General features: G+C 69.7%; 15 protein-coding genes. 6 read left to right on the plus strand and 9 right to left on the minus strand.

Features of this window, described 5'->3' with window-relative positions:
- Positions 1–4: 4 nt before the first annotated feature.
- Positions 5–1447, minus strand: a complete 1443-nt coding sequence (locus M7D61_RS05060) for an NAD(P)H-quinone dehydrogenase (RefSeq protein WP_298228227.1) — start codon at positions 1445–1447, stop codon at positions 5–7.
- 43 nt (positions 1448–1490) lie between these two features.
- On the opposite strand from M7D61_RS05060, the gene M7D61_RS05065 reads away from it, so the two are divergent.
- Together M7D61_RS05065 and M7D61_RS05070 are read left to right on the plus strand one after the other, a co-directional pair.
- Entirely contained in the window at positions 1491–2315 is an 825-nt protein-coding gene (locus M7D61_RS05065) for a purine-nucleoside phosphorylase (protein WP_298228229.1), read from the plus strand.
- Complete coding sequence (locus M7D61_RS05070) at positions 2312–3979, plus strand: phospho-sugar mutase (RefSeq protein ID WP_298228231.1); 1668 nt, start codon at positions 2312–2314, stop codon at positions 3977–3979. The genes M7D61_RS05065 and M7D61_RS05070 overlap by 4 nt, the downstream gene beginning before the upstream one ends.
- A gap of 9 nt (positions 3980–3988) precedes the next feature.
- On the opposite strand, the gene M7D61_RS05075 is transcribed toward M7D61_RS05070, so the two are convergent.
- From M7D61_RS05075 to M7D61_RS05110, 8 genes are all read right to left on the minus strand, one after another.
- Positions 3989–5101 carry an adenosine deaminase gene (locus M7D61_RS05075; RefSeq protein WP_298228233.1) on the minus strand — a complete coding sequence of 371 codons (1113 nt, stop codon included), beginning with the start codon at positions 5099–5101 and terminating at the stop codon, positions 3989–3991.
- Positions 5102–5105: 4 nt separating this feature from the next.
- Positions 5106–6407: a thymidine phosphorylase gene (locus tag M7D61_RS05080; protein WP_298228235.1), complete on the minus strand. Its 1302-nt coding sequence runs from the start codon at positions 6405–6407 to the stop codon at positions 5106–5108.
- On the minus strand, positions 6400–6807 hold the full coding sequence (locus M7D61_RS05085; protein WP_298228236.1) for a cytidine deaminase: 408 nt from the start codon (positions 6805–6807) through the stop codon (positions 6400–6402). Before M7D61_RS05085 ends, M7D61_RS05080 begins: the two co-directional genes overlap by 8 nt.
- 17 nt (positions 6808–6824) lie before the next feature.
- On the minus strand, positions 6825–8102 hold the full coding sequence (locus M7D61_RS05090) for an ABC transporter permease (RefSeq protein ID WP_298228238.1): 1278 nt from the start codon (positions 8100–8102) through the stop codon (positions 6825–6827).
- Entirely contained in the window at positions 8099–9358 is a 1260-nt protein-coding gene (locus M7D61_RS05095; RefSeq protein WP_298228240.1) for an ABC transporter permease, read from the minus strand. The genes M7D61_RS05090 and M7D61_RS05095 overlap by 4 nt, the downstream gene beginning before the upstream one ends.
- Positions 9355–10872 (minus strand): ABC transporter ATP-binding protein, encoded by a 1518-nt coding sequence (locus tag M7D61_RS05100; RefSeq protein WP_298228241.1) that lies wholly within the window; start codon positions 10870–10872, stop codon positions 9355–9357. The genes M7D61_RS05095 and M7D61_RS05100 overlap by 4 nt, the downstream gene beginning before the upstream one ends.
- A 105-nt stretch (positions 10873–10977) precedes the next feature.
- A complete protein-coding gene (locus tag M7D61_RS05105) occupies positions 10978–12081 on the minus strand; it encodes a BMP family ABC transporter substrate-binding protein (protein WP_298228243.1) in 1104 nt (367 codons plus the stop codon).
- A gap of 121 nt (positions 12082–12202) precedes the next feature.
- Positions 12203–13309 (minus strand): mannose-1-phosphate guanylyltransferase, encoded by a 1107-nt coding sequence (locus M7D61_RS05110; RefSeq protein ID WP_298228245.1) that lies wholly within the window; start codon positions 13307–13309, stop codon positions 12203–12205.
- Positions 13310–13404: 95 nt separating this feature from the next.
- On the opposite strand from M7D61_RS05110, the gene M7D61_RS05115 reads away from it, so the two are divergent.
- The 4 genes from M7D61_RS05115 to M7D61_RS05130 all read left to right on the plus strand — a co-directional run.
- Complete coding sequence (locus tag M7D61_RS05115; RefSeq protein WP_298228247.1) at positions 13405–14532, plus strand: glycosyltransferase family 1 protein; 1128 nt, start codon at positions 13405–13407, stop codon at positions 14530–14532.
- A 134-nt stretch (positions 14533–14666) separates the two neighbouring features.
- A complete protein-coding gene (sdhC, locus tag M7D61_RS05120) occupies positions 14667–15086 on the plus strand; it encodes a succinate dehydrogenase, cytochrome b556 subunit (protein WP_298228249.1) in 420 nt (139 codons plus the stop codon).
- On the plus strand, positions 15086–15517 hold the full coding sequence (locus tag M7D61_RS05125) for a succinate dehydrogenase hydrophobic membrane anchor subunit (protein WP_298228251.1): 432 nt from the start codon (positions 15086–15088) through the stop codon (positions 15515–15517). The genes sdhC and M7D61_RS05125 overlap by 1 nt, the downstream gene beginning before the upstream one ends.
- Before the next feature lie 24 nt (positions 15518–15541).
- A partial coding sequence (locus tag M7D61_RS05130) for an FAD-binding protein (RefSeq protein WP_298228253.1) occupies positions 15542–15678 on the plus strand: 137 nt, incomplete at its 3' end.

Here is a 15678-nt window from a genome sequence, read left to right on the forward strand (position 1 = left end):
GCCCCTACTGCACGATGTGCATCGCTCGGGCTGCATCCGTGATGCTCGTCGAGAGCGAGGGGTAGACCGCGAACGCGCGTGCGACCTGGTCGACCGTGAGCCGATGCTCGACCGCCAGCGCCAGCGAGAGCGCGAGCTCGGAGGCCTGCGGTGCGACGATGACGCCGCCGATGACGGTGCCCGAGCCGGCGCTGGCGAAGAGCTTGACGAAGCCATCCTTGATGCCACGCATCTTGGCGCGGGGATTCTGCTCGAGCGGAACCTTGTAGATGACACCCCGGGTGAGGCCTTCTTCGATCTGCTTCTGGTTCCAGCCGATGGTCGCGACCTCGGGCTGCGTGAAGATGTTCGAGGTCACATTGCGCAGTTCGAGCGGGCTCACCGCGTCGCCCATCGCGTGAAAGACGGCGGTGCGGCCCTGCATCTGGGCGACCGACGCGAGGGGCAGCACGTCCGAGCAGTCGCCGACGGCGTAGATGTTCGGAACCGAGGTGCGCGCCACGCGGTTGACGCGGATGTGGCCGCTCGGGGCGAGCTGCACTCCGGCCTTCTCGGTACCGAGGTCGCCGGTGTTCGGGATCGAGCCGACCGCGAGCAGGCAGTGCGAGCCCGTGATCTCGCGGCCGTCCTGGAGCTTCACGACCACGCCCTCGCCATCGCGCGCAACGCTCTCCGCGCGCGACTTGTTGAGCACGGTCATGCCGGAGCGGCGGAATACGCGCTCGATGATGGCGGCGGCGTCGGCGTCCTCGCCGGGGAGCACCTGGTCGCGACTCGACACGAGGGTCACCCTGCCGCCGAGCAGCGAGTAGGCGGAGGCGAACTCGGCGCCGGTGACGCCCGAGCCGACGACGATGAGGTGCTCGGGGAGCTCCTTGAGACCGTAGAGCTGCGTCCAGGTGAGGATGCGCTCGCCATCCACCGGCGCCGAGGGCAGCACGCGGGGCCGCGCGCCGACGGCGAGGACGATGGTGTCGGCCTCGAGGGTCTCGAAGTCGGTATGGTGGGCCTCCTTGCCGATGCCGGTCGACACGACGACGGTGTGGGCGCCTTCGAGCCGCCCCTCGCCCTCGATGATCCGCACGCCGGCCGCCTCGAGCTCGTCGCGCATGTCGTCGGACTGCTGACGCGACAGGTCGGCCACCCGGTTGTTGACGGCGGCGAGGTTGACGGCGATGCGTGGCGTGACGGTCTTGCCGGATTCCCCGGTCGCGTAGAACTGGACGCCGAGGTCCGCCGCGTCGGCAACGCGCCCGGCCGCCTCCGCGGTGGCGATGAGGGTCTTCGACGGCACGACGTCGGTGAGCACCGCGTTGCCGCCGATGCCGACGCGCTCGACGATGCTGACCTCTGCGCCGAGCTGCGCCCCGGAGAGCGCCGCCTCGTAGCCGCCGGGACCGCCGCCCACGACGACGATGCTCTGCTTACGCTCGAATTCGAAGGCCACGCCTCAATCCTGCCGTACCGGGATGGCCGCTAAGGTAGCGCCCATGGCCGAATTCGATCTCGACCTCGCTGAGACGAATCCGTTCGACGTCGCCCGCGAAGCCGCGCGGCAGATCGCGGAGCGCTCAGGGGTGGAGCACCACGACATCGCCCTCACGCTCGGCTCCGGCTGGGCCAAGGCGGCCGACCTCGTCGGCGAGACCACCGCCGTCATTCCGGCGACCGAGATCGTGGGCTTCTCCAGACCCGCGCTCGAAGGCCACGTCGGAACGCTGCGCTCGGTGCTGCTGCCGAACGGCAAGCGCGCCCTCGTCATCGGGGCGCGCACCCACTTCTACGAGGGCAAGGGCGTGCGGCGCGTCGCGCACTCGGTGCGCACGGCCGCCGCCGCAGGCGCCGAGATCATGGTGCTCACCAACGGCGCCGGCGGAATCCGTGAGTCGTGGACGCCCGGCACGCCGGTGCTCATCAGCGACCACATCAACCTCACCGCGGCCTCGCCGCTGGAGGGCGCGACCTTCGTCGACCTCACCGACCTGTACTCGCGGCGGCTGCGCGCACTCGCCCGGACGGTCGAACCGGGTCTCGACGAGGGCGTGTACGTGCAGTTCCGCGGCCCGCAGTTCGAGTCGCCGGCCGAGGTGCAGATGGCCAAGATCATCGGAGGCCACATCGTCGGCATGTCGACCGTGCTCGAAGCGATCGCCGCGCGCGAGGCAGGCATGGAGGTCCTCGGCATGTCGCTCATCACGAACCTCGCCGCCGGCATCTCGTCCGAGCCGCTGTCGCACCAGGAGGTGCTGCAGGCCGGCCGGGACGCCGAGCCCGTCATCTCGACCGTCCTCGCCCGTATCGTGCAGGCGCTGTGACCTCGCTGCTGCGCCAGGCGCGCCGCTGGGCCGCCCAGGATCCGGACTCCGAGACCCGCACCGAGCTCGAGGGCATCATCGAAGGCGCGTCGCTGGGCTTCGCAAGCGCCTGGCAAGAGCTCCACTCCCGTTTCGACACCCGCCTCGAGTTCGGCACCGCGGGGCTGCGCGGCGAACTCGGCGGCGGCCCGAACCGCATGAACCGCGTGCTCGTCGCCCAAGCGGCGGGCGGGCTCGCCGCCTACGTGCGCACGAAGCAGCCGGACGACGCCTCCGTCGTCATCGGCTACGACGGGCGCAAGAACTCCGAGGTCTTCGCCCGCGACACGGCCGAGATCATGGCGGGAGCCGGGGTGCGCGCCATCCTGCTGCCCAGGATGCTGCCGACGCCGCTGCTCGCCTTCGCCGTGCGCCACCTCAAGGCCTCGGCGGGGGTCATGGTCACCGCCTCGCACAACCCCGCACGCGATAACGGGTACAAGGTCTATCTCGGCGGTGCCGACGGCGGCTCGCAGATCGTGCCCCCCGCCGACGGCGAGATCGCCGCGCACATCGAGCGCGTCGCGCGGCACCGGATCGACCAGCTTCCGCGCTCCAGCGCCTACGAGATCGCGGGCGACGAGCTCGTCGACGAGTACGTGGCCGCGACCGCCGCCGTGGCGGGCGAGCTGCCCGAGGGCGTTTCGCTCGGCGTCGTCTACACGCCGCTGCACGGCGTGGGGCTCGAGGTGGCCGAGCGCGTCCTGGGTGCTGCGGGATTGCCCCAACCCGCCGTCGTCGCCGAGCAGGCCGACCCCGACCCCACCTTCCCCACCGTCGCCTTCCCCAACCCCGAGGAGCCGGGCGCCCTGGATCTGGCGTTCGTCACGGCACGCGAGGTGGGCGCCGAGCTCGTCATCGCCAACGACCCCGACGCGGACCGCCTCGCCGTCGCCATCCCCGACGACACCGTCGAGGGCGGCTGGCGGCGCCTCAGCGGCAACGAGGTGGGGCTGCTGCTGGGGTGGGCGGCAGCGGAGGAGTACGCCGAAGGCTCGCGCGGCCGCCACGCCCGGGGCGCGCTCGCCTCCTCGATCGTCTCATCGCCGGGTCTCGCCGCGATCGCCGAGGCCTGGGACGTCGAGTACGTCGAGACGCTCACCGGATTCAAGTGGATCTCGCGCGTGCCGGGCCTCGTCTACGGCTACGAGGAGGCCCTCGGCTACCTCGTCAACCCCGAGGCGGTGCACGACAAGGACGGCATCTCGGCGGCCACGCGGTTCCTGTCTCTCGCGCTGCGCTGGAAGGCGATGGGGCTCACCGTCGCCGACAGCATCCGCCGCCTCGGCGAGCGCATCGGGTTCTTCGAGAGCGCACAGATCAGCATCCGCGTCACCGACCCCGGCCGGATCGGCGCGACGATGGCGAGGCTGCGGGCCGCGCCGCCGTCCCAGATCGGCGAGCTCAAGGTCGCAGGCGTCGACGACCTCGCGGAAGACTCCGAAACGCTGCCGGCCGCCGACATCCTGCGCTATCGACTGGTGGACGGTTCACGCGTCATGGTGCGACCCTCCGGCACCGAGCCCAAGCTCAAGGCCTACCTCGACGTGCGCGGCGACACGCCGGAGGAGGCGTACGCGAGGCTCGCGGCGCTCGACACCGCGGTACGCGAGCTCCTCAGCTGATCCCGACTGTCAGCTGACGGCGCCGAAACCGAGCGAGATCTGGTCGGCGAGGTCCTCGCGGTCCTCGAGCGGCAGGAAGGCGGCCTCTGCCGCGTTGAGCTGGAACGTCTCGAGGTCGGCGAGCGAGTAGCCGAACGCGTCGGCGAGCAGCGACAGCTCGCGCGTGAGGGACGTCGCCGACATGAGCCGGTTGTCGACGTTGACGGTGACCTGGAAGCCGAGCTGGTAGAGCAGGTCGAAGGGGTGATCGGCGAGCGCGTCGCCCCAGGCGGCAATGGCGCCGGTCTGCAGGTTCGACGACGGGCTCAGCTCCAGCGGAATCCCGCGGTCGCGCACCCACTGCGCGAGCTGGCCGAGCGAGACGAACGAGTTGTCGTCGTCTTCGTGCTCGATGACGAGGTCCTCGGCGATGCGCACGCCATGGCCGAGCCGCAGCGCACGGCCGTCGATGAGCGCCGAGCGGATGCTGGGCGGCCCGTCGGCCTCACCGGCGTGCACCGTGACGGGGAAGAACTCGGAGGCGAGGTAGTCGAAGGCCTCCCGGTGGCGCGACGGCGGGAATCCCGCCTCCGGGCCGGCGATGTCGAAGCCGACGACGCCGCGCTCGCGGTGGCGCACGGCCAGGCGGGCGATGTCGTGCGAGGAGTCCGTGTGCCGCATCGCGGTGACGAGCTGGCCGACCGCGATGTCGCCGCCGGTCTGGCGCACGTCGGCGACGCCCTGCTCGAGGCCGGCCTGCACCGCCTCGACAGCGGCGTCCAGCGACAGCCCGCGTGCGAGGTGCTGCTCGGGGGCCCAGCGCGCCTCGCCGTAGACGACGCCGTCGGCAGCGAGATCGAGCACCCAGTCGCGGGCGACGCGGGCGAGGCCCGCCTCGGTCTGCATCACCGCGATCGTCACGTCGAATGTCGTGAGGTACTCCACCAGCGAGCCCGAATCGGCGTGGGCGGCGAACCAGCGCCCGAGCGCCGACGCGTCGGACGCGGGAAGGTCGAGGCCGATCTCGTCGGCGAGCTCGATGATCGTCTGGGGGCGCAGCCCCCCGTCGAGGTGGTCGTGGAGCGAGACCTTCGGCAGGGCCGCGATGCTCACGCCGTCGAGCAGATAGTCGTCGTCGGCCATGGCCTCAGGGTACCGCCGTGATCCGGTCGACCACGAGCGGACGGGATTCCACGGGGCTGCCGACCGGCGCGATCGACCACGCGCCCTCGAGCGCCTCGAGGGCGCGCTCGAAGCGCTCCGCTTCGTCGGTGGCGAGGGTGAAGAGCGGCTGGCCCGCGACGACCGCGTCGCCCGGCTTGGCGTGCAGATCGATGCCCGCGGCGTGCAGAACCGGATCGCTCGGTCGAGCTCGTCCGGCGCCGAGCCGCCACGCGCTGACGCCGAAGGCGAGGGCGTCCTGCCGCTCGAGCACGCCCGAGACCGGCGCGGCGACGGTGTGCGTCTCGCGCGGGACGGGCAGCGCGGCATCCGGGTCGCCGCCCTGCGCTGCGATGAAGGCCCGCCAGCGATCCATGGCGCGGCCGTCGCGAAGCGCGGCCTCGACGTCCTCATCGGGATGGCCCGCGAGCGCGAGCATCTCGCGGGCGAAGGTGACGGTGAGCTCCACGACGTCGGCGGGTCCGCCGCCGGCGAGCACGTCGAGCGACTCGCGCACCTCGTTGGCGTTGCCGATGGCGAGCCCGAGCGGCACATCCATGTCGGTGAGGAAGGCGGTCGTCCGCACCCCGGCATCCTCGCCGAGGCGCACCATGACCTCAGCGAGTTCGCGGGCCTTCGCCTGCTCGACCATGAACGCGCCGGAGCCGAACTTCACGTCGAGCACGAGCGCGCCGGTGCCCTCGGCGATCTTCTTGCTCATGATGGAGGAGGCGATGAGCGGGATGGCCTCCACGGTGCCCGTCACATCGCGCAGCGCGTAGAGCTTGCGATCCGCCGGCGCGAGTCCGGCTCCGGCGGCGCAGATGACCCCGCCGACGGGGCCGGCGAGCTGGGCCATGATCTCGTCGTTCGTCAGGGACGCCCGCCAGCCCGGGATGCTCTCGAGCTTGTCGAGCGTCCCGCCGGTGTGCCCGAGGCCCCGCCCGGAGAGCTGCGGCACCGCGACGCCGAAGGAGGCGACGAGCGGCATGAGCGGCAGCGTGATCTTGTCGCCGACACCGCCGGTGGAGTGCTTGTCGGCTGTCGGCTTGCCCAGCTGCGAGAAGTCCATCCGTTCGCCGCTCGCGATCATCGCGAGCGTGAGGTCGTGGATCTCGCGCCGCCCCATGCCGCGCAGCAGGATGGCCATGGCCATCGCCGCCATCTGCTCGCCGATGACATAGCCGCGGGTGTAGGCGTCGACGAGCCAGTCGATCTGGGCGGTGCTCAGCTCGCCGCCGTCGCGTTTGACGCGAATGAGGTCGACGGCGTCGAAGGCTTCAACCATGGCGGTGGAACTCCGCGAGCTGGCGCGGCCCGAAGGCATCCGGCAGCACCTCGTCGATCGTCTTGATGCCGCTCACCGTCGCCAGCAGCATGCCGGCGGCGGAGTGCTCGTAGAGCAGTTGCCGGCAGCGCCCGCACGGCATGAGCGCGTCGCCGTTGCCGTCGACGCAGGCGAACGCGACGAGCTTGCCGCCGCCGCCCATGATGAGCGCCGAGACGAGCGAGCACTCGGCGCAGAGCGTCACGCCGTAGGAGGCGTTCTCGATGTTCGCCCCCGCGATGACGCGGCCGTCGTCGACGAGCGCGGCCGCGCCCACGGGGAAACCCGAGTAGGGAGCATACGCATTGGCGAGGGCCTTGCGCGCGGTATCCCGCAGCGCGTCCCAGTCGATCTGAGCCATCCGCTCCCCTGTGCTGTCTATTTGATGTAGGGCTTGCCGTCTGCAGCGGGCGCCTGCGAGCGGCCGACGAGACCGGCGACGGCGAAGACCGTCACGAGGTACGGCAGCATCAGCAGGAACTCGCTGGGCACCGGCGAACCGAGGATGCCGAGGCTGTTCTGCAGGTTCGTCGCGAAGCCGAAGAGCAGGGCGGCCATCGCCGCGCGCACCGGGTCCCACCTGCCGAAGATCACCGCGGCGAGCGCGATGAAGCCCTGGCCACCGGTCATGTTCTGGCTGAAGCTGCCCACTGAGCCGATCGTGAAGTACGCCCCTCCGAAGCCGACGATGGCTCCGGCGATGACGAGGTTCAGGTAGCGGGTCCGGTTGACGTTGATGCCGACGGTGTCCGCCGCCTCCGGGTGCTCGCCGACGGACCGCGCACGCAGCCCCCACTTCGTTCGGAAGAGCGCGTACCAGACGGCGGGGACCGCGACGTAGGCGACGTAGACGATGATGCTCTGGTCGAAGAGCGCCGGACCGATGACGGGGATCTGCGACAGCAACGGGATCGGCAGCGCCGGCAGCGTCGCGCTCCGGTTGAGGTGCTCGGGGTCGACGGTGAGGATCGTGCTGTATCCGAAGTTCGTGAGCCCGAGCACGAGCACGTTGACGACGACGCCAACGACGACCTGTTCCACGATGTAGGTGATCGCGAACACCCCGAGGATCAGGGCGATGAGCACCCCGGCGACGGCGGCGGCGAAGAGACCCGCGGTGAAGCTGCCCGTGACGCTCGACACGAGCGCTGCGGTGAACGCCCCGCCGAGCAGCTGCCCCTCGATGGCGACGTTGACCACGCCCGTGCGCTCGCCGATGACGCCGCCGAGCGAACCGAAGACGAGCGGGATGGAGAGGCTCACCGACCCGAGCAGCAGCCCGGTCAACGGCAGCGGTCGCAGGCCCGCGGCCGCCCAGGCGAGGAACCCTACGAGGAACAGCGCGGCGAAGATGCCGATGTACCACAGCGGGGTGAGCCGCTTGAACCACACGAGTGCGAAGGACCCGGCGGCCAGCAGCACGCAGGCGAAGGCCAGGCCGATGCACACCGGCGTAGCGGTGAAGATCAGGTCCGGGATGCTGAAGAAGTCACCGCTCTGGCTGAACTGGAAATCCGCCTGACCGTCGCGGGGTAAGCCCAGGAAGAGCACGACGGCACCGAGCGCGAAGACGCCCAGCGCCACGGGCGTCTTCCAGCTGCGGGTGTCCAGCTTCTCCAACGCGACGGCACCGGGGATGCCCGCCACGGTCGTCATTCGGCCTCCACCGCCTTCGGCGCCTTCGCGCGGCGACGGGGAGCGGTGCCGGGCCGCGGCAGCCCGAAGAGGACGCGGACGAGTGGCGGAGCCGCAATGAAGAGCACGACGATCGACTGCACGACGAGGACGATGTCGATCGGGATGTCGTTGGCGGCCTGCATGACATAGCCGCCGGAGTTCAGCGCCCCGAACAGCAGCCCGGCGAGGAACACTCCGAGGGGCCGCGAGCGCCCGAGCAGTGCCACGGTGATGGCGTTGAAGCCGATCCCGGCGTCGAAACCGGAACCGAACCCGCCTACCGTGAAGGCGAGCACCTGGTTGACTCCGACGAGGCCGACCAGGGCGCCGCTGAGGACCATGCCCCAGATGTACATGCTGTCGACGCCGATGCCTGCGGTGCGCGCCGCGGCGGGGTTCTCGCCCACCGCGCGGAACTTGAAGCCCAGGCTGGAGCGCGACATCAGCCACCAGAAGAAGACCGTCGCGGCGATGGCGATGACGAACATCCAGGTCACGGAGAACTGCGCACCGAACAGGTCCGGCACGCGGGCGCTGTCCGGCGGCGACGGGGATTTGGGATTGATCGTGCCCGCAGCCTGGAGCGCGCCCGGAGTGCGCAGCAGGAGCGAGATGAAGTAGAAGACGATGTAGTTGAGCATGATCGTCACGATCACCTCGCTGGCCCCGGTACGCGCCTTGAGGAGGCCGACGACCCCTCCTGCCACCGCGCCGCCCACAATCCCGGCCATGATGGAGAGGATGAGTCCCCAGGGGAACGGCAGCGGGAAGGACCACGCCACCCAGCCGGCGACCGCGCCGCCGACCAGGGTCTGCCCCTGGCCGCCGATGTTGAACAGGCCGATGCGGAAGCCCAGCGCCAGGCCGAGGCCGCCCAGGATGAGCGGAGTCGCGAGGTCGAGCGTGTTCATCAACGGCGCGATTCCGGAGAGGAAGTCCGGGCGACCGAAGTCGTAGATCGCACCTTGGAAGAGTGAGGAGTACGCGCCGCCGACGGAGTCCCCGAGAGCCGCGAAAGTGGCGCCCGGCCGGTCGAAGAAGTAGCCCGAGGCGGCCTGGACGCCGGGGTCGGTCACCGCGATGAGGATGGCGCCGACGACGAGTCCGACGACGACGGCGAGGATGGAGATGACGACGCTGCCGCCGAGGATGTCGCGGATGATCTGCCGCCCGCGCGAGGGGTCTTTCGGCATCTCGACCTGAGCGGGGCCAGGAGCGGCGGCTGTCGCGGTCATGCCGCCTTCACCCCTCCGGGCATTTCGCCGGCCATCATGAGGCCGAGCGTCTCCCTCGGGGTGTCCGCGGGAACGATTCCGACGATGGCGCCCCGGAACATCACGGCGACGCGGTCGGCGAGCTGGGTGACCTCGTCGAGTTCGGTGGAGACGACGACCACCGGGATGCCCGCGTCGCGCGCGGCGATGATGCGCTTGTGCACGAACTCGATGGAGCCGACATCGAGGCCCCGCGTGGGCTGCGCGGCGACGAGGAGCTTGAGGTCGCGGCTCAGTTCGCGGGCGAGCACGACCTTCTGCTGGTTGCCGCCGGAGAGTTGGCCGGCGAATTCGCTGGAGCCGAGGGCGCGGATGTCGAACTCCTGCACCTTCTGCCGGGCGAAGTCCCCCAGCACCTTCAGCTGCAGGCTGCCCGCCTTCACGAACGGCCCGCCGGAGGAACGGTCGAGCATGAGGTTCTCGGCGATCGTGAACCCGCCGACGAGACCGTCGCTGCTGCGGTCCTCGGGCACGTAGCCGACGCCGGCGTCGAGCACCTGGTGCACGCTGCGGCCGACGAGCTCGTCGCCGTCGAGGGTGATGGAGCCGGTCACCTTGGGCTGCAGGCCGACGAGTGCCTGGGTGAGCTCGGTCTGGCCGTTGCCCTGCACTCCGGCGATCGCCAGCACCTCGCCGCCGTGCACGGTGAAGCTGACATCGCGCACGACGATCTGATCGTGAGGATCGGCAACCCTGAGGCCACTGACGACGAGCGCTGCATCGGTGGGATGCGACGGTCCCTTCTCGACCTCCAGCGCAACAGCGCGGCCGACCATCATCGAGGCGAGTTCGGCGTTGCTCGCGGTGGGCAGGGCTTCGCCGACGACTTTGCCGAGCCGGATGACGGTGATGCGGTCGGCGACGTCGCGAACCTCCTGGAGCTTGTGGGTGATGAAGACGATGGCGGCTCCCTGGTCGCGCAGCTGCCTCATCATCCGCATGAGCTCCTCGGTCTCCTGCGGGGTGAGCACGGCGGTGGGCTCGTCGAAGATGAGGACCTTGGCGTCGCGGGAGAGCGCCTTGATGATCTCGACACGCTGCTGCACGCCGACGGGCAGGCTCTCGATGAGGGCGTCGGGGTCGAGGTCGAATCCGAACCGCTGCGAGATCTCACGCACCTGCTGGCGCGCGGCGCCGAGGTCGAGGCGGCCGCCGGGCTTGGTCTGCTCGTGGCCGAGGATGACGTTCTCGGCCACGGTGAAGACCGGGATGAGCATGAAGTGCTGGTGCACCATGCCGATGCCGGCACGCATCGCGTCGCCGGGGCTCTTGAAGTGCTGCACCTCGCCGTCGAGGAGAACCTCGCCGTCGTCGGCCGGATACAGGCCGTAGAGCACGTTCATGAGGGTCGACTTGCCTGCGCCGTTCTCGCCGAGCAGGCAGTGGATCTCCCCCGGCTCGACGGTGAGCGAGATCGCGTCGTTCGCGACGAAGGGGCCGAACCGCTTGGTGATGCCGCGCAGTTCGAGCTTCATGCTCTCAAAGTACCTTCCCGATCTCCCGGCGCTTGATTGAGTCCGCAGAACCATGCGGGGTCCGGCCGGGCTGAACCCCAGCCCGGCCGGACCCCGCAGTGCAGCTCAGGACTTCGGCGCCGACGGCGTCGCGACCGTGATCGAACCGGCGATGATGCCGGCCTTGATCGTGTCCAGTTCGCTCTGCAGGTTCGGGTCGACCTTCCCCGCAAAGTTGTGGAACGGGGCGATGCCGACGCCGTCGTTCTTCAGCGTTCCGACGTACGGCGTCTTGGAGAACTTGCCGGCCGCGCTGTCCTTGATGACCGCCTCGGTCGCCTGCTGGATGCCCTTCTCGACGGAGGTGAGCAGGATGTTCTGCACGGACGAGTCGGTGTAGTAGACGTCCGCATCGACGCCGATGAGGGCGATCGACTTGCCGGAACTCTTGATGGCGGACGCGGCCGCCTGGTAGATCGGGCCGCCGACCGGCATGACGACGTCGACGTTCTGGTTGAGAACGCCCTGGGCGGTGGTCAGAGCGGCGGTGTTGTTGTCGAAGCCGCCGGTGAAGGAACCCTTCTGGGTCTTCTCGTTCCAGCCGACGACCTGGACGTTCTTACCCTTCTGCTGGTTGTAGTACTGGACGCCGTCGTAGAAGCCGTCCATGTAGATGGTGACCGTCGGGATCTGCATGCCGCCGTAGGTTCCGACGACGCCCGTCTTCGAATAGCTCGCGGCAGCGTACCCGCCGAGGAACGCGGCCTCAGCGGTGTCGAAGACGATCGGCTGGACATTGGGCAGGTCGATCGAGTTGTCGTCGATGATGGCGAAGTCGGTCTTCGGGTTCTTCTGGGCCGCCGCCTTCGTGGCGTCGGCGAGGAGGAAGCCGACCGTGATGATCAGGTTGCAGTTCTGGTTCAGCATGGCGTTGATGTTGTTGGCGTAGTCCGCGTCGGTCTTCGACTGGGCGCTCTTCTGGCTGACACCGAGGTCTTTGGCGGCCTGGACGAGACCGTTGTAGCCGAGCTCGTTGAACGAGTGGTCATTGAAGCCGCCCGAGTCCGAGATCATGCACGGCAGGAAGTTGCTCGCGGTGGTCTGGGTGGCGCCGCTCGTCGAACTCGTCGACGGGCTCGACGACGGTGCTTGGGAGCATCCAGCGAGCAGTGCGGTGCTCGCTATCGCGGCGAGGACCGGCAGCGCGGCCCTTCGTGCTGTGATTCTCACGGTTTCCTCCTGGTGTGCTTGGGCCGCGCAGGGGGTGCGCAGTTCTAGTCACGCTATCGAAGGTGAAGGCTGAGTAACAGTCCGCGCTGCCGGAAGTTCACCGTGCCGTTATATCCGGAACTCAGATGACGTCGGAACCGCTGATCTTGAGCGCATCGACGACCGCCTTGACGCGCTGGGCGTGCTCCGTCGTCGTGACGAGCAGGGCGTCAGGCGTGTCGACGACGACGATGTCCTTGACGCCGATGACGCTGATGACCCGCCCCGACTGGCTGACGACGATGCCGCTCGAGGAGTCCGAGAGGACCCGGGCGTGCTCGCCGAGGATGGCGAGGTCGTTCTTGCGTCCGCCCGAGTTGAGCTTCGCGAGGGCGGCGAAGTCGCCGACATCGTCCCAGGAGAAGCGCCCGGGCACGGTCGCCATGCGCCCGGCGGCGGCGGCGGGCTCGGCGACGGCGTAGTCGATGGCGATCTTCTCGAGCTTCGGCCAGATGCGATCGACCGTCGGCCCGCGCAGCGCGGGATCGTCCCACGCTGCGGCGAGCTCGAGGAGCTGAGCGAGCAGCGCGGGCCGGCTGCGGCCGAGCTCCTCGAGCAGCACGCTCGCCTTCGCGATGAACATGCTCGCGTTCCAGAGGTAGTCGCCGGATGCCAGGTAGGCCGCCGCGGTGTCCCGGTCGGGCTTCTCGACGAATGCCTCGACGGCGCGCGCGGTCGGGGCGCCTTCGACGCCGAGCAGTTCGCCCACGCGGAGGTACCCGAACCCGATCGCGGGCTCGGTGGGCTCGATCCCGATGGTGACGATGCGCCCGCTCGCCGCGGCGGCGACCGCCTCGGTCACCGCCGCGCGGAAGCTCGCGAGGTCCCCGATGATGTGGTCGGCCGCGAAGGAGCCGATGATGACCCCCGGCTCGCGTCGCTCGAGGATGGCGGCGGCGAGGCAGATCGCGACGGTCGAGTCGCGCGGGTCGGCCTCGAGCACGACGTTGCGGTCGCGCAGCGCGGGAAGCTGCGCCTCGACGGCGGCGCGGTGCGCCCGCCCCGTGACGACCATGATGCGGTCCTCGCCGACGAGCGGCGCGAGCCGGTCGAAGGTGTCGCGCAGCAGGCTCTGACCAGACCCGGTGAGGTCCTGGAGGAACTTCGGCGCGTCGGCACGCGACAGCGGCCACAGCCGCGAACCGACGCCGCCCGCTGGGATCACCGCATAGAAACCCGGCTCGCTCATGTGGTTCAGGCTACCCACCCGACATTAACGAGACACGCGACGCCAGTTAACCTCAGTTTCACCGTCGTTCCACATGGCCTTCTTACGTTCGGGGCGTGAGAGTAGCCATCGTGAGCGAGAGTTTCCTCCCGACCGTGAACGGCGTGACGAACAGTGTCTGCCGCGTCCTCGACCGCCTGGCGGCCGAGGGCCACGACGCGATCGTGATCTGCCCGGCCGCCGGTGCCCCGGCACGCTACGCGGGATTCCCCGTCCATCAAGTCCCCGCCGTCACCTACCGGCAGTTCCCGGTCGGCCTGCCGAGTCCGCAGGTGACCAGACTGCTCTCCGAGTTCAAGCCCGACGTGCTGCACGCGGCGGCGCCCTTCCTGCTCGGCGCGCAGGCGATCGCGGCGGCGAACCGCCTCGGCATCCCGTCGGTCGCGGTCTACCAGACCGATGTCGCCGGCTATGCCAGACGGAACAGGCTCCGCCTCGCCGCCCCCGTCGCGTGGCGCCTGCTCAAGTGGGTTCACGACGGCGCGACGATGACGCTCGCCCCCTCGTCGACGAGCCAGGCCGACCTCGAGGGCGCTGGCGTCGAGCGCGTCTTCCGCTGGGGCCGCGGCGTCGACCTGGAGCGCTACCACCCCAACAACCGCGTCGCCGAGAAGACCCGCTACCTGCGCGAACTGCTCTCGCCGGACGGCGAGGTCGTCGTCGGGTACGTCGGCCGCATCGCCCCCGAGAAGCAGGTCGAGCGCCTGCGCGCGCTGCGCTACGTGCCCGGCATCCGCGTCGCCGTCGTCGGCGACGGCCCGGCGCTGCCCGCGGTGCGGAAGGAGCTCGGCACGCTGCCCGTCGCATTCCTCGGGCGCCTGGCGGGCGAGGACCTCGCCGCGGCCTACGCCGCGCTCGACATCTTCGTCCACACCGGCACCGAGGAGACCTTCGGCCAGACGATCCAGGAAGCCCACGCGAGCGGCCTGCCCGTCGTCGCCCCGCGTGCGGGCGGCCCGATCGACCTCGTCGAGCACGGCGTCGACGGATTCCTCTTCGCGACCGACCACGAGCTGCGTCAGCAGGTGGGCTCGCTCATCGGCGACGCGGGCCTGCGCCTGAGGATGGGCGAGGCCGGCCGCCGCGCGGTGCTGGGCCGCTCCTGGCAGGTCGTGTGCGACGAGCTTTTCGAGCACTATCGCGAGGCCGGCGTCCTCGCCCGGCAGCGCATCGCGGTCGCCTGACGCCGACGCGCAGTCGCCCCGGCTTATCTCGACGTCAAGATAAATTAGGGTGGTTCTAGCGCCGCCGAATACGCGCGCAGTCATAGACTGGCCCAGGCGCGCAGGCGTCTTAGACAGCCGAGGAGGGTTGTTCGGTGGCAACTGAGACGGTGTCGATCCCGACGCCGAAGAAATCCCGACCGGGCGGCACGCTGTACCGCGGTCGAGAGGGCATGTGGTCCTGGGTCCTGCACCGCATCACCGGTGTCGCGATCTTCTTCTTCCTGCTGGTGCACATCCTCGACTCGGTCGTGCTCAACCTCGGCCCCGACGCGTACAACGCGGTCATCGGCACCTACAAGAACTGGTTCCTCGGCCTCGGCGAGTGCGCGCTGGTTGCGGCGATCATCTTCCACGCGCTCAACGGGCTGCGCATCATCCTCATCGACTACTGGAGCAAGGGCGCCAAGTACCAGCGCGTCATGTTCTGGACTGTCGTGGTCGTCTGGGCGGTCCTGATGGCCGGATTCCTCCCCGTCCAGCTCCACAACATCATCCTGGAGAGCCAGTCATGATGACGACGATCGACGCCCCCCGCACCCCCGCCCGCAGCCCCCGCCAGGGCGTCAACTGGGAGAAGTGGGGATGGATCTACATGCGCGCCTCCGGCGTGCTGCTCGTCATCCTCATCCTCGGCCACCTCTTCGTGAATCTCGTGCTCGGCGAGGGCATCCGAGGTGTCGACTTCGCCTTCGTCGCCGGCAAGTGGGCGAGCCCGTTCTGGCGCGTCTGGGATGGCCTCATGCTGTGGCTCGCACTCATCCACGGCGGCAACGGCATGCGCACCCTCGTCAACGACTACGCCCACAACGCGACGGTCAACCGCGTCCTCAAGATCGCGATCGTCGCGGCCGTCGCCGTGCTCATCATCCTCGGCACCTACACGGTCACCGTGTTCGACCCGTGCCCGTCCGACCCGACTCTCTCGTTCTGCACCGCCCACTAAGGCCTACAAAGGAATAACGCCATCGTGACTGAGACGAACGTCCACCACCATCAGTTCGACGTCGTCATCGTGGGCGCCGGCGGGGCCGGCATGCGCGCCGCGATCGAAGCAGCCCCGAAGGCGAACACCGCCGTCATCACGAAGCTCTACCCGACTCGCTC

Source organism: Gryllotalpicola sp. (genome assembly GCF_027352875.1).
Taxonomy (GTDB): Bacteria; Actinomycetota; Actinomycetes; order Actinomycetales; family Microbacteriaceae; genus Gryllotalpicola.

Bases quoted from the DNA above. Each gene is read 5' to 3' on its own strand.
- M7D61_RS05075 (WP_298228233.1), bottom strand. From the start codon at position 5,101: ATGGCCGACGACGACTATCTGCTCGACGGCGTGAGCATCGCGGCCCTG.
- M7D61_RS05125 (WP_298228251.1), top strand. From the start codon at position 15,086: ATGACGACGATCGACGCCCCCCGCACCCCCGCCCGCAGCCCCCGCCAG.
- M7D61_RS05110 (WP_298228245.1), bottom strand. From the start codon at position 13,309: ATGAGCGAGCCGGGTTTCTATGCGGTGATCCCAGCGGGCGGCGTCGGT.
- M7D61_RS05090 (WP_298228238.1), bottom strand. From the start codon at position 8,102: ATGACGACCGTGGCGGGCATCCCCGGTGCCGTCGCGTTGGAGAAGCTG.
- M7D61_RS05085 (WP_298228236.1), bottom strand. From the start codon at position 6,807: ATGGCTCAGATCGACTGGGACGCGCTGCGGGATACCGCGCGCAAGGCC.
- M7D61_RS05080 (WP_298228235.1), bottom strand. From the start codon at position 6,407: ATGGTTGAAGCCTTCGACGCCGTCGACCTCATTCGCGTCAAACGCGAC.
- M7D61_RS05065 (WP_298228229.1), top strand. From the start codon at position 1,491: ATGGCCGAATTCGATCTCGACCTCGCTGAGACGAATCCGTTCGACGTC.
- M7D61_RS05100 (WP_298228241.1), bottom strand. From the start codon at position 10,872: ATGAAGCTCGAACTGCGCGGCATCACCAAGCGGTTCGGCCCCTTCGTC.
- M7D61_RS05095 (WP_298228240.1), bottom strand. From the start codon at position 9,358: ATGACCGCGACAGCCGCCGCTCCTGGCCCCGCTCAGGTCGAGATGCCG.